The organism is Desulfoluna spongiiphila (assembly GCF_900101345.1).
Taxonomy (GTDB): Bacteria; Desulfobacterota; Desulfobacteria; order Desulfobacterales; family Desulfolunaceae; genus Desulfoluna; species Desulfoluna spongiiphila.
Genome location: NZ_FMUX01000006.1, coordinates 157,270 through 171,995, shown reverse-complemented (window position 1 = coordinate 171,995; position 14,726 = coordinate 157,270). Strand labels below are relative to the sequence as shown.

At 61.6% G+C, this 14,726-nt stretch carries 9 protein-coding genes; all 9 read left to right on the top strand.

All coding sequences use genetic code 11. The features are described from left to right. Positions 1-36: 36 nt before the first annotated feature. The 9 genes from BLQ12_RS10335 to eno all read left to right on the top strand — a co-directional run bounded on the left by BLQ12_RS10335 (position 37) and on the right by eno (position 14,651). Positions 37-1,434 (top strand): GTPase/DUF3482 domain-containing protein, encoded by a 1,398-nt coding sequence (locus BLQ12_RS10335; RefSeq protein WP_092210574.1) that lies wholly within the window; start codon positions 37-39, stop codon positions 1,432-1,434. A gap of 145 nt (positions 1,435-1,579) precedes the next feature. Beyond that, positions 1,580-3,859 carry a mechanosensitive ion channel domain-containing protein gene (locus BLQ12_RS10330; RefSeq protein ID WP_175469634.1) on the top strand — a complete coding sequence of 760 codons (2,280 nt, stop codon included), beginning with the start codon at positions 1,580-1,582 and terminating at the stop codon, positions 3,857-3,859. A 273-nt stretch (positions 3,860-4,132) separates the two neighbouring features. Beyond that, entirely contained in the window at positions 4,133-6,478 is a 2,346-nt protein-coding gene (locus BLQ12_RS10325) for an ATP-binding protein (RefSeq protein WP_092210572.1), read from the top strand. Beyond that, on the top strand, positions 6,471-6,869 hold the full coding sequence (locus BLQ12_RS10320; protein ID WP_175469633.1) for a response regulator: 399 nt from the start codon (positions 6,471-6,473) through the stop codon (positions 6,867-6,869). The genes BLQ12_RS10325 and BLQ12_RS10320 overlap by 8 nt, the downstream gene beginning before the upstream one ends. A gap of 310 nt (positions 6,870-7,179) precedes the next feature. Further along, positions 7,180-8,172: a type I glyceraldehyde-3-phosphate dehydrogenase gene (gap, locus tag BLQ12_RS10315; protein ID WP_092210570.1), complete on the top strand. Its 993-nt coding sequence runs from the start codon at positions 7,180-7,182 to the stop codon at positions 8,170-8,172. Between the two features lie 244 nt (positions 8,173-8,416). Beyond that, entirely contained in the window at positions 8,417-9,619 is a 1,203-nt protein-coding gene (locus BLQ12_RS10310; RefSeq protein ID WP_092210569.1) for a phosphoglycerate kinase, read from the top strand. 224 nt (positions 9,620-9,843) lie between these two features. Beyond that, positions 9,844-11,409 (top strand): glycerol-3-phosphate dehydrogenase/oxidase, encoded by a 1,566-nt coding sequence (locus BLQ12_RS10305; RefSeq protein ID WP_092210568.1) that lies wholly within the window; start codon positions 9,844-9,846, stop codon positions 11,407-11,409. Positions 11,410-11,642: 233 nt separating this feature from the next. Next, complete coding sequence (gene pyk / locus BLQ12_RS10300) at positions 11,643-13,046, top strand: pyruvate kinase (RefSeq protein ID WP_092210567.1); 1,404 nt, start codon at positions 11,643-11,645, stop codon at positions 13,044-13,046. Positions 13,047-13,376: 330 nt separating this feature from the next. Beyond that, positions 13,377-14,651, top strand: a complete 1,275-nt coding sequence (gene eno, locus BLQ12_RS10295; protein ID WP_092210566.1) for a phosphopyruvate hydratase — start codon at positions 13,377-13,379, stop codon at positions 14,649-14,651. Positions 14,652-14,726: the final 75 nt, after the last annotated feature.

Sequence of the window (14,726 nt, the reverse complement as noted above, 5' to 3'; positions counted from 1 at the left end):
GGTTCTATCATTTGAACGGAGGCCAGCTTTTAGACCATGACCCACACGACCATCCCAGAATTTGCCATCCTCGGGCATCCCAACGAGGGAAAATCGACCCTGGTCTCCACCCTCACCGAGGACGACACCGTGCGTGTGAGCCCGTTCCCCGGCGAGACCACGGCCAGCCGAACCTACACGGTCACCCTCAACGATGCCCCCCTCATCCGCTTTGTGGACACCCCGGGGTTTCAGGCGCCCAAAAAAACCCTGGCCTGGTTCCGGTCCTATACCGGGGCACCGGAGCGCATCCTTGATGCCTTTCTTGCCGAACATCAGGACGATCAGACCTTTACGGACGAATGCGAGCTCCTGGCACCCGTGGCAAAAGGGGCAGGGATCATCTACGTGGCGGATGGGTCCCGGCCCGTACGGCAAAACGACCTGGCGGAGATGGAGATCCTTCGCCTCACGGGCCTGCCCCGCATGGCGGTGATCAACTGCAAGGGGGGAAACGAAAAACACCTGGCCGCCTGGCGGGCGGAGTTCCGCAAGACCTTCAACGCCGTGCGGGTCTTCAACGCCCACACCGCAGCCATCAAAGACCGGCTCGACCTGTTGGCGGCCCTTATGACCGTGGACCCGGAATGGGAACCCGCTCTTTCCCATGTGGTCACGGCCCTGAACGAGGAGTGGGGCCACCGACTCAGGCGAAGCGTCGATGCCATGGCCGAGCTCCTTCGGTTTGCCCTGACCCACACGGTCTCCGTCACCCTGCGGGATGACACGAAAAAAGGAGAGACAGAAAAAAAACTGGCGGCGCGTTTTCAGGAAGATCTCCGAAAAAAAGAGGCCCGGACCCGGGAACAGATCCGCCGCACCTTCAGGCACAGCGTCTTTGATGTCACCATGCCCGAAGGCTCCGTCCTTCAACAGGACCTCTTTGACAAGCGCACCTTCAAACTTCTGGGACTCACCCAGAAGCAGCTGGCCACGGCAGCCGCCACGTGCGGGGGTGCGGCCGGTGCCGTCATCGACCTGGCCGCCGCCGGGCACAGCCTCGGCCTGTTTACTGTCCTGGGCTCCCTTGGCGGGGCGGCCTCGGCTTTTCTGGGGGAACGGCGCATTGCACGGGCAAAGGTCTCCGGCATCCCTTTAGGGGGCCAGGAGCTCACCTTAGGGCCCTGCAGGAACCTGCAGATGCTCTTTGTCCTGCTGGACCGGATCCTGCTCTACTTTACCCTTATCACCTCCCGGTCCCACGGCAAGCGGGATGATGCGGCCCTGGCCATCGAAGAGGCGGCCCTTTCCGACGGCGGCACCTCCCGCCACCTTTCGTCCTCGGACAAAAAAGCCTTCCAGGAACTCTTCAACGCCGCAGGCAAGCAGGACTCCGCCGGCATCGACAACGCCATGGCTGACATTCGGGCGGTCCTGTTTGCACGCATCAATTAAATAAACAGTGAATCGTGGGTGCACAGTGATGCCCCGCGATGGCCTGTCACCTGCTCCATTGCCTCCCCAGCCCCGTGCTGGTAAAGTAAACCCATTGATCCTTATTTTTATTAGACGGTCTCTTTTTTCCACACGCAAGGTTGCCATGAAACGATGTGTCCTCATACTCTCTGCTCTGCTGCTTCTCATACTCCCCACCCTTTGCGGGGCCGAGGATAAGGCGTGGTACATGGTCGATGAGATCCGCCTCAACGCCATCCGCGTGGAAGTGGGCGGCTGGGGCCTTTCCCCGCCCCCTCCGGAGGTGATCAACAAGCGCCTGGCCACCCTCCAGACCCTCATGGAAAGCGCCTCCAAATGTGTGGAAGACACGGAAAAAGAGCTGTCCCAGGTGGAGATAAAGGCTGCGGTCCTGGGGGACCCCGTTGCCTCCGATGATTCCGAACTGGCAAGGCGCCGAAGCACCCTGGAGGCCGACCGGAAAAACCTGGAGCAGCGGCTGGCCATCTGCCGGCTCCTCAACCTGAGCGCTCGCGAGCTCCAAAAACAGATCATCACCTGGCGACAGAAGAACTTCACCAGCGCCCTTCTCGACCGGCAGCAGCCGGTGTGGAAGGCGATTACGGCCCTTCCCGCCCTCATCGCCTCCCCCCAGAAACTCTACGAGTTCAAAACCACCACCCATCCGGACACCAACCTCATGCTGCTGGCCGGTTTTTTTCCCCTGCTCCTGCTGCTGCCCCTTATCCTCACCCTGGACAGGCGCATCAAGAGCTGGTCGGCGGAGGACCCCGAGCTGAAGCGGCACAAGGCGGCCCTCATGTTCACCCGGCGCCTGCCCGCCATTGCCCTGCTCACCTCCACGGCTTCGGGGTTTTACGCCGGTGGCATCCTCACCCTGGCCGCCCCGGTGGGGGCCCTGGCCATCGCCCTGGCCCTGAGCCCCCTTGTGGAGCGCTATTTCAGCAAGGAGACCCTGGGCGTTCCCGCCTCCTTTCCCTTGAGGGTCCTTATCACCGTGGCCCTTCTGGCCGAAGCCCTTGTCATTGCGGACATTGAGAGCCGGGTCCCCGAGGTGCTGGCCATTCTGGCCCGAAGCGTCCTGATGATCGCACTGCTGGGGGCATCCGTCCGCGTCCTCTGGACCCTCTCCCGCCACCCCCGGCTCGCCCTGCTCAAAAGCATCCGTTTTCCCCTGATCTTCTGCCTCGCCTTCGGCCCTGTGGCCGACTGGCTGGGGTACCGACACCTGGCGGGGTTTGCCACCGTCGGGGTGCTGGGCACCCTCACCGGCGGGCTGGTGACCTGGGCCATCATCCTGGGCGTCCACAAAATCCAGGATCTTTTGACCCAGGTCCCTGCGGAGCAGACAGCCCGCACACTGCGGCATGCCCTGGGCTACACCCCTGAAGAACAGATCAAGGGACTCAAGTTGATCACCCGCGGCCTCACCGTGATTATCTTTCTCGCCTACGGGATGCTTGTCACCAAAATCTGGGGAAAAACCGCCCTCCAGACCACCACCCTGGGGAATTTCTTCCTTGAAGGGTTCCGTGTGGGCAATACCGTCATCGTCCCCGTCAGGATCATCCTGGCCGTCTTCCTCTTCTTCCTGATCCTCAACCTCTCTCGGTGGCTCAAGCACCAGATGGGAGAGAAGTGGCTCACCCACACCAACTTCGACAAGGGCGAAAAGCAATCCATCGTCACCCTCACCGGGTACGTACTCACCGGCTTTGCTCTCTTCTACTCCCTGTCCATCGCCGGGCTGGAGTTCAAGAACCTGGCCATCATCGCAGGGGCCCTCTCCGTGGGCATCGGCTTTGGCCTCCAGAATATCGTCAACAACTTCGTCTCAGGCCTCATCCTCCTTTTTGAGCGGCCCGTCCGGCCCGGGGACTGGGTGGTGGTGGGAGAAACCGAAGGATATGTCAAACGGGTAAGCATCCGGTTCACCCACATCCAGACCTTTGATCGGGCCGATGTGCTGGTGCCCAACTCGGATCTCATCGCCAACCAGGTGACCAACTGGATGCTCGGAGACCCCTTCGGCCGGGTCATGGTCCATGTGGGCGTGGCCTACGGCACCGACACCCGAAAGGTCCACGACCTGATGATGCAGATCGCCGAGGACCATCCCATGGTCCTCACCAACGGACGCCTTGTTCCCAAACCCCGGGTGTTGTTCAAGGGCTTTGGGGACAGCGCCCTCGATTTTGAGTTGCGCTGCCATATCCGGGACATCGATTACCGCATGTCCGTCCGTAGCGAGCTGCTCTTTGCCATTGACGACGCCTTTCGAAAAGAGAACATCGAAATTCCCTTTCCCCAGCGCGTGCTTCACCGGGCCGCAGCCCCACGGGATGAAGTCAAAGAAGACGACAAGGCCGAGGATGACACAGCCGCCCCTGAGAAATCCCATTGATCGTATGCGCCATGGCTGCGATTCCTTGGAAAACCCCGTGAAATGCATTGATAAATTGAAACACGCCGCCACCCTGTGGTAGGATAAAAACTCACAACCCCCTTGTGATGTGATCTGCCCTCCGACAGTTCCCGGTTAGCCCCACCAGATCACCTGTTCATCCGGCTTCTTGCGCTATGGTCTGATACACCGCCTCCCCCGAGGCACCGGGCCGCCATAAGGCCCTGCACACCGCCACGCTCCTGGCCCCCGGCACGCTTCCCAAGGCACCCTATGTTCAAAGACCTGAAAATCATGCATCGCCTCGGCATCGGCTTCGGCACCATCCTGATCCTGATGATCAGCCTGGGTACCGTTGCCCTGCACCAGATGGGCCAGCTCTCCGATCTCACGCGGAAAATGTATCGGCACCCCTTTCAGGTGAGCAACACGGTCCAGCGGGTGGACTCCAACATCATCCGCCTCCACAACGCCATGAAGGATGTGGCCCTCTCCCGGATCCCCCAGGAGCTCCAGGTGGCCGTGCTCACCATGCAGGCCCTGGAAGAGGAGATCGAAGGGGATTTCAACGCCATCAAGCACCTCTATTTGGGTGAACACGCCATGGTGGACCACGCCTTTGCCCTTTATAAGGAGTGGCTTCCCATCCGCGATGAGATCATCGCCCTGGTGGAAGACGGCGAACCCTGGCGGGCGGCGGAGATCGCCAAGGGCCGATGCGCTGCCCACATGGAACTCATCTCCCAGAGCATGGCCCTGCTCAACGAATCCACCCAGTACGAAGCGGAACTCTTTTTCAACCACACCCGAAAGGTACGGCGCCAGGCCTTTATCCTCATGTACTGGGCCCTGGGCCTGGCCTTTACCGCCGGCCTCTACTTCACCTGGCTGGTGACCCGGTCGGTGGCCTCTCCGGTGCAGGAGATCGTGGAGGTCTCCGATGCCATCGCCAAGGGGGATCTCCACCGGCAGATCACCTACCACTCCGAAGACGAGGTGGGCCAGATGGCCGAAAGCTTGAGGCACATGCTCTCCGGGGTCATCGGCGAAGGGCAGTCCATCAAGCGGGGCATCCCCATTGTCCTGTGGACCGCCGACACCGAACTCAAGATGACCTACATCAACCGGGCGGCCGCCACCCTGGCCGAAGCGCTGACCGACATCACGGCCGAAGGCCTCGTGGGGGACTACCGGGTCGATGAAGTGATGAAAGATGAAGACGGACTCTGCGGCATCATGGCCAGGAAAAGCCTGCTCTACGGCATGCAAAACGACATGGAACTCTACTTTAAATGCCAGGACGACGTGCGCTGCCTCAGGTGCGTCACGTCCCAGCTCAAGGACCTCACGGGCCAGGTGGTGGGGGTCATGGGGGTGGGCATCGACATCACCCAGCGCATCAAGGCCGAAGAGCGCCTCATGGAGAGCGAGGCGCGCCTGGAAGAGGCCCAGCGTATCGCCCACCTCGGCCACTGGGAGTGCAACCTGGAGACCGGCCTTGCCACCTGGTCCCAGGAGTTTTATCGCATCTTCGGCCTGGAGCCCGCCACAGACCCCATCAGCCGCGATTTCCTCAAAAAAAGCGTCTCCTCCGAGCACTTTGAACTCATCGACCGTATCTTGAAATCCATCCTCCATGAGGGGCGCACGGTCTTTGAAGAGCAGATCACCCTCCCCGACGGATCGGCCCGGTGGGTCATCGGCAAGGGCCTGCTTGCACGGGACGAAGACGGCACCCCCCTTTCGGCCTTCGGCACCGTCCAGGACATCACCGACCAAAAGCAGGCGGAAGAGTCCCGGCTGGCCCTTGAGAGTGAGCTGCGCCAGTCCCAGAAGCTCCAGGCCATCGGCACCCTGGCCGGGGGCATCGCCCACGACTTCAACAACATCCTGGCCGCCATTCTCGGGTTTTCCGAGCTCCTCCAGGACGAGGTCGAAAAAGAGAGCCTGGAGCACCAGTACGTGGGTGAAATCCTCAAGGCAGCCCGCCGGGCCCGGGACCTGGTGAAACAGATCCTGAACTTCAGCCGACAGGCGGACCAGACCCTGACCCCTGTGTTTTTAGGGCCCGTCATCGGCGATGCGGTCAAGCTGCTCCGGGCCACCATCCCCAGCACCATCACCATCGACTTCACCCTAGACGAAGGGGCCCAAAAGCCCGTCATGGCCGACCCCACCCAGATTCACCAGATGGTGATGAACCTGGGTGCCAACGCGGCACACGCCATGAGGCAGCAGGGTCGGTGCATTGCCGTCTCCCTCACCGAAGGGCCCCTCCCCGCCGAGGTCATGAGCCGCCACCCGGATCTCAAAGCCGGGGAGTACCAGTGTTTCACCATCACAGACCAGGGCTGCGGCCTTGCCCCGGAAACCCGGCAGCGTATCTTCGAGCCCTTCTTCACCACCAAAGAGCCGGGGGAAGGCACCGGCATGGGGCTCTCCGTGGTCCACGGCATCGTCAAGGCCCTGAAAGGAACCATTGAGGTGGAGAGCGTCGTGGGCCAGGGGACCCGTTTTGCCATCTACCTGCCCACGGTGGATGCCGCCCCCCCCGGCTTTGGACGCCCCGGCCCAGCACACCCTGCCCACGGGAGGAGAACATATTCTCCTGGTGGATGATGAGGAGGCCATCCTCACCGCAACGGTCACGGCCCTTCAAGGCCTTGGGTACCGTGTCACACAAAGCCAGGCCGGAGACGAGGCCCTGGCCCTCTTTCAGGCAAACCCCGATGGATTCCACCTGGTCATCACGGACATGAACATGCCCAACTTAAACGGTGCCCAGCTCTCGGAAAACATCCTGGCCATCCGTCCGGGCATCCCCATTATCCTGCTGACAGGCTACAGCGACCAGATCGACGAGGCCCTGGCAAAAAAAATCGGGATCCAGAGCTACCTCCTCAAACCCCTGGCCCGAGACCAACTGGCCCATGCCGTGCGAGACGCCATGGAGCATGGACCGGGAACAGCCCCCCTTGCCATGAATGACCCAGAAAACAAAACCCCTTAACAGCCACCCCGCGGCACCGGGCACCAGGCCCCCCTGGTCAGACCAAAAATGTTCACTTTAGAATCCCGTCGCCCCCCAAAACCCCCTAAAAATCTTCAGACTCGAACTTTTTATGTTCGATAGTGAAAATTCTTCTTGCTTTTCATAGCGTGCATAGCCTATTGATTAAGTGCGTTGACGACGTTGTTCGAAAATGAACATGCTTCAGCACCGGACAACGCCTGAAACCCACCGAACAAACAGGTTCCGATACGGGCCACTGCTTCGAACCGGAACCGCCAAATCAAACCAACTGCTTCAGGAGGGCAACATGATCAAGATCGGCATCAACGGATTCGGACGCATCGGACGCCTTGTCTTCAGGGCAGCCACGAAACGCACTGACATGGAAATCGTGGCCATCAACGACCTCATCGATGTGGACTACATCGCCTACATGCTGAGATACGACTCCACCCACGGCCGCTTCGACGGCACCGTGGAGGTTGCAGACGGCAACCTGGTGGTCAACGGCAAAGCCATCCGGGTCACCTCGGAGCGCAACCCTGCCGACCTTGCCTGGTCCGACGTGGGTGCCGACTACGTGGTAGAAGCCACCGGCCTCTTCCTCACCGAGGAGACAGCCTCCGCCCACCTCAAGGCCGGTGCCAAGAAGGTGGTCCTCTCCGCCCCGTCCAAAGACGCCACCCCCATGTTCGTCATGGGCGTAAACCACACCGACTACGCAGGCCAGGCCATCGTCTCCAACGCCTCCTGCACCACCAACTGCCTGGCCCCCCTGGCCCACGTGGTCCACAACGCCTTCGGCATCAAAGAAGGCCTCATGACCACGGTCCACGCCACCACCGCCACCCAGATGACCGTGGACGGCCCCTCCCGCAAAGACTGGCGCGGCGGCCGCGGTGCCGGCCAGAACATCATCCCCAGCTCCACCGGCGCAGCCAAGGCCGTGGGCAAAGTCATCCCCGATCTTAACGGCAAACTCACCGGCATGGCCTTCCGCGTGCCCACCCCGGACGTCTCCGTGGTGGACCTCACCTGCCGCCTGGAAAAACCCGCCACCTACGATGAGATCAAAAAGGCCCTCAAAGAGGCCTCCGAAGGCGAACTCAAAGGCATCCTGGCCTACACCGAGGACGCCGTGGTCTCCACCGACTTCGTGGGCGAGCCCTGCACCTCCGTCTTCGACGCGGGGGCCGGCATTGCCTTAAACGACAACTTTGTCAAGCTCATCGCCTGGTACGACAACGAATGGGGATACTCCTGCAAGGTCCTGGATTTGCTCAAGCACATCGCCGGGTAGCAAAAGAGTGCTTCCGGCGACCCTGCCGGAGGCCAAAGGCATGCCCTTTTTTGGGGCCAGGGTGTGACACCCGGGCCCTGGGGGCAGCCTCGATGCATTCGAAGGCATTGGCTCACCGACTCTTTTGACTTAACGAGAAAGCGTCCCCTTTTTTCGGTGCAGCCGGCAACAGGGGATTCAACCGAAAAGTTTTTGCGGCGCTTTTCCAAGAAAAGCGATCCGCCGGAAGCTTAAGGCAGGAAACATGAACAAGCTTTTTATTGAAGAGATCGACTGCAAGGGAAAAACGGTGATTGTGCGGGTGGACTTCAACGTGCCCGTCAAAGGCGGCGCCGTGGAAAACGACAAGAGACTCCGGGCCGCCCTGCCCACCATCACCCGCCTTGCGGACAGCGGGGCCAAAGTGGTCCTCATGAGTCACCTGGGCCGTCCCAAGGGCCAGCGCGTAGAGGCCATGAGCCTTGCACCGGTGGCAGCGCGTCTCTCCGAGCTCCTCGGAAAACCCGTGGCCTTTGCCGAAGAGTGCATCGGCCCCAAAGCTCAAGGGGCGGTAAACGCCCTTGCGAACGGCGACGTGCTTCTCCTTGAAAACCTGCGATTCCACAAGGCCGAGACCGACAACGACGATGCCTTTGCAGCCGAGCTGGCAGCCCTGGCCGACCTCTACGTCAACGACGCCTTCGGCACCGCCCACCGCGCCCACGCCTCCACCGAGGGGATCACCCGGCACATGGGCACCTGCGCCTGCGGCTACCTTATTAAAAAGGAGCTCGATTTTCTGGGCAGCGCCCTCTCTGAGCCGAAGCGCCCCTTCACCGCCATCATCGGCGGGGCCAAGATCTCCGGTAAAATCGATGTCATCAAGGCCCTGCTGCCCAAGGTAGACACCCTGATCATCGGCGGCGGCATGGCCTGCACCTTCCTCAAGGCCACGGGTCGAGAGATCGGAAACTCCCTGTGCGAAGAGGAAAAGCTCCCCTTGGCCAAGGAGCTCCTTGAGCTGTGCAAGGGAAAGATCCTTCTCCCCAGCGACTACCTCGTCACGGACCGCCTGGACTTTGACAACCGGACATTGGGCGACTGCGCCTTTGTCGGAGAGGACGCCATCGTCGCCGGCCAGATGGCCGTGGACATCGGGCCGAAATCCGTGAAGGCCTTTTCCGAGGCCATCGCCGCCTCCAAAACCGTGGTGTGGAACGGCCCCATGGGCGTCTTTGAAATCGAAGCGTCGGCCAAGGGCACCTTTGCCGTGGCAGAGGCCCTGGTCACCGCCACAGAAAACGGCGGCACCACCATCGTCGGCGGAGGCGACTCCGCGGCGGCCATTGAAAAAGCGGGCCTGGCCGACAAGGTCTCCCACGTCTCCACCGGGGGCGGCGCCTCCCTGGAGTTCCTGGAAGGCAAAAAACTCCCCGGGGTGGAAGCCCTGGGCGCGCCGGCGGCTTGAATAAATACGGCAACGACACATGATCACAGCGTTTCACCCTGTCAGATGGCCTGAATAAGGATGAAACACGAAATCCGTTATCCGCGGGCGCAGTCCCGTGAACGCACATGCAACGCACCCGCGCCGTCCACCCGGCGGGCACCTGCGTGCAGCCATACGCCTTATAAAACCCGCTGCGGCGGAACAGGCGAGGGTGCCGAGCATATGCACACCAGGAGTATGTCATGAAACGTGAACAAATGATTCGGCAACTGGAGGACCCCTCACGGGTCTGGGACGTCATCATCATCGGCGGGGGAGCCACGGGCCTTGGGGCTGGCGTGGACGCAGCCTCCCGAGGGTACAGCACCCTGGTTCTGGAACAGGGTGACTTTGCAGAAGCCACCTCCAGCCGCAGCACCAAGCTGGTCCACGGCGGGGTACGCTACCTGCAGCAGGGCAACATCGCCCTGGTCATGGACGCCCTGAAAGAGCGCGGCATCATGCTGAAAAACGCCCCCCACCTTGTTTACAACCAGGCCTTTATCGTGCCCGACTACAGGTGGTGGGAGCGCCCCTTCTACGGCATCGGCCTGAAACTCTACGACATGCTTGCAGGCAAACTGGGCTTCGGCCCCTCCAAGCTCCTCTCCAAGGAAGAGACCTTAACGCGCATCCCCACCCTGAAAACCGACGGGCTCAAAGGGGGCGTGGTCTACCACGACGGCCAGTTTGACGACGCACGCCTTGCCGTGACCCTGGCTCGTACCATGGAGAGCCTCGGCCAGTTCCCCGTCAACCACATGGAAGTCACAGGCCTCCTGAAGAAAAAAGGCGGCGTGGTGGAAGGGGTCACCGCCAGGGATCGCCTCACCGGCACCGAGTACACCTTAAAAGCAAAATCCGTGGTCAACGCCGCCGGCATCTTCGTGGACAACATCCGCGCCATGGACAACGAAAACACCAATAAACTCATCGCTCCGAGCCAGGGCGTGCACCTGATCCTGGACAAATCCTTTGCCCCCGGGGACACCGCCGTCATGGTCCCCCACACCGACGACGGCCGCGTGATCTTCATGGTGCCCTGGCACGACCGCGTCATCGTGGGCACCACAGACACCCCCATCAAAGACCCGGTTATGGAGCCCACCCCCCTTGCCGAAGAGATCGATTTCCTCCTCAGCCACGCGGGCCGCTACCTCTCCAGGGTCCCCTCAAGGGGAGATGTCCTGAGCGTCTTCACCGGCATCCGCCCCCTGATTTCAGGGGACGACAGCGACGGTAAGACCTCGTCCCTTTCACGGGACCACCACCTCACCATCTCCCCCAACGGCCTGGTCACCATCGCCGGGGGCAAATGGACCACCTACCGCAAAATGGGTGAAGACACCATCGACCGGGCCGCCCAGATCGGCGGGCTTCCCCACCGCGACTCCCAGACCCGGGACCTCAAGCTCCACGGGTGGTGCGTGGGCGCCGACTTAAGCGACCCCTTCCACGTCTACGGCAGCTACGCAGGCGAAATCAAAGAGCTGGCCCAGGAGTCCCCCGAGCTGGCAGAGCCCCTGCACCCCTCCCTGCCCTACACCGGCCTGGAAGTGGCATGGGCCGCTCGGAACGAGTGGGCCTGCACCGTGGCCGACGTCCTCTCAAGGCGCACCCGGTCCCTTCTGCTGGGGGCCACCGCCAGCGTGGAGGCAGCTCCCAGGGTCGCCGCCATCATGGCAAAGGAGCTGGGCAAGGACCAGGCATGGATCGACGAACAGATTGAGGCGTACGGGAAACTGGCAGCCAACTACATGCCCAGGTAACGGGCCCGGGCAGGCCGGTGGTTGCCGGCCTGCCTGACCATCCCGTAACGCAATCCAGGGATGCCCGTAACACCATCCGGGTACCCTTGACACCCATGGAAACAACGTACGTACACATCCTCCCTGAAATGACCGCACCCGCCCGCTGCATGTCCCCATGCACCCTTAACGGGAGGGCGGGGGCGGTCATACCACCCGGCGGAGGAAAGCCTATGCAAGCCCAAGGAGAGAACATGCGCAGGACCAAGATTGTCTGCACCATCGGCCCCACCAGCGAGTCCCCGGACGTGCTTCGAAACCTCATTGACAGCGGCATGAACGTGGCGCGGCTCAACTTCTCCCACGGGAGCCACGACGAGCACATCAAAAAAATCCACACCATCCGCGAGCTGTCCCGGGAGATGGGCAAGCCCGTGGCCATCCTCCAGGACCTCTGCGGCCCCAAAATGCGCACCGGTAAAATCGAGGAACCCGGCATCGAGCTGGTCCCCGGTGCCGAGCTGATCCTCACCTCCGAGGAGATCATGGGCGTAGGAAACCGCGTCTCGGTCTCCTACAAGGACCTGCCCGACGAGATCAAGGCCGGGGACGTCATCCTCCTGGCCGACGGCCTCATGGAGCTCGTCGTCAAGGAGATCAAGGGCCAGGACATCACCTGCACCGTGGTCATCGGCGGCCTTCTCACCTCCAACAAGGGCATCAACCTGCCCACCAGCGTCCTTAAGATCCCGGCCCTCACCGAAAAGGACAAAGAGGACCTGGCCTTCGGCCTTGAAAACGACGTCGATTTTGTGGCCCTCTCCTTTGTAAAGACCGTGGACGACATCAACGAGATCAAAGAGCTCATCGCAGCCGCGGGCAAAGCCACCCCGGTCATCGCCAAGATCGAAAAGCACGAAGCCATCGCCAACATCGACGAAATCATGAAGGCCACCGGCGGCATCATGGTGGCCAGGGGCGACCTGGGCGTAGAGATTCCCTTAGAGGATGTCCCGGGCGTTCAGAAGATGCTCGTGGAAAAATCCGTGGCAGCGGGCAAGCCCGTCATCATCGCCACCCAGATGCTCCGCTCCATGGTGGACTCCCCCCGCCCCACCCGCGCCGAAGCCACCGACGTGGCCAACGCCGTGCTGGACGGCGCCGACGCCGTCATGCTCTCGGAAGAGACCGCCAACGGCAACTTCCCCGTGGAGACCGTCCGCTACATGAGCCGCATCGCCGCCAAGGCCGAGGAGACCTACCCCCACAAGCAGTTCATGAAAAGCGTCTGCAAAGAGCGCGTCTCCGATTCGGTCTCCTACGCCGCCTGCGTCCTGGCCGAAAAACTCAGCACGTCGGCCATTGTGGCCCCCACCACATCCGGGTTCACCGCCCGGCAGATCTCCCGGTTCCGCCCCGACTCCCCCATCATCGCCCTGTCCCCGGACGAAGCCGCCATGCGAAGGCTCTGTCTCTTCTGGGGCTGTTACCCCAGCCTGGTGAACAGCGCCGAAGGCATGGACGAGATGATCGAACAGGGAGCCAGCGAGGCCTTGCAGACCGGCCTTGTGGACAAGGGGGACACCATCGTCATCACCGCCGGATACCCCACCTGGGTCCCCGGCACCACCAACATGGTGAAGGTAAAAGTGGCGTAAATCGCTTTTCGGGGTAACTATTCAGCTTGTGCCTCCGGCGGCCCTGCCGGGACCTAAACTATTAAAAAGTTTAACAAGCAGGCCCCAGAGAAACGCCTTGAATGGATTTTATTTAAGAGGCGGATGTGATTTGGCCCGAAGAACGAGGGGCAAAACGCATCCTCAACCAGCTTTCAAGGTGACTCACCTTGCCGCCGTAGGCATCTTTTTAGGTGCTGAATGGTTACATTTTATTGTTAGAAACATTTGGTGGTGGGAGCCGGGGAAGCCTGCTCATGGGCTCCCCGGCATCTCCCGTCGCCGCTTAATATAAGATAAAGAAGGTATGACATGACTCAGATCACCAACGTGGTTGCACGCGAAATCCTGGATTCACGAGGAAACCCCACCGTTGAGGTGGACATCACCCTTCACTGCGGTGCCGTCGGCCGCGCTGCCGTTCCCTCCGGTGCATCCACCGGTACCCGGGAAGCCCTGGAACTCCGGGACAAAGACGCAGACCGTTACCTCGGAAAGGGCGTCCTCACCGCCGTTGAAAACGTCAACGCCATCATCGCCCCGGCCGTCATCGGCCTGGACGCCTCAGACCAGGTGGCCCTGGACCAGGCCCTCATCGACCTGGACGGCACCGAAAACAAATCCAAGCTGGGGGCCAACGCCCTTCTTGGGGTCTCCATGGCCGCGGCCCGCGCCGCAGCCGAGGCTTACAGCCTGCCCCTGTATCGCTACCTGGGCGGCATGGCGGCCTGCGAGCTGCCCATGCCCATGATGAACATCGTCAACGGCGGTTCCCACGCCACCAACAGCCTGGACATCCAGGAGTTCATGATCATCCCCGCCGGAGCAGACACCGTGGCTGAAGCGGTGCGCATGGGCGCCGAAGTGTTCCATCACCTCAAGGCCCTCCTCAAGGAAAAAGGACTCACCACGGGCGTGGGCGACGAGGGGGGCTTTGCACCCAACCTGGGATCCAACGAAGAGGCCCTGGCCCTGATCATCACCGCCGTGGAATCCGCCGGGTACGCCCCGGGAAAAGATGTGGTCCTGGCCCTGGACGCCGCTGCCAGTGAGTTCTACAAAGACGGTAAATACGTCCTTGAGGCCGAAGGCAAGGCCCTCACCTCCGAAGAGATGGTGGCTTACTACGAGCGCCTTGTGGCCACCTACCCCATCGTCTCCATCGAAGACGGCCTGGCCGAAGGCGACTGGGACGGATGGGCCCTCATGACCCAGCGCATGGGCGAGAAGATCCAGATCGTGGGCGACGACCTGTTCGTCACCAACCCTGCCATCCTTGCCAAGGGCATCGAGCTGGGGGTGGCCAACTCCATCCTCATCAAGCTCAACCAAATCGGCACCGTCACCGAGACCCTGCGTGCCATCGAGATGGCCCGTGCCGCCGGATACACCACCGTGATCTCCCACCGTTCCGGAGAGACCTCGGACACCTTCATCTCCGACCTTGCCGTGGGCATCTCAGGGGGCCAGATCAAGACCGGCTCCCTCTCCCGAAGCGACCGTGTGGCCAAGTACAACCAGCTCATGCGCATCGCCGAAGAACTCGGTGGGGCCGCCCGCCTTTCACGGCCGGCATTTGTAAAGTAACCCATTCATACGGAGCCTTTAAAAAGGAAGCCGCACAGCAGCCGTTGCATGGGCGCCACACCGGAACAACAAACC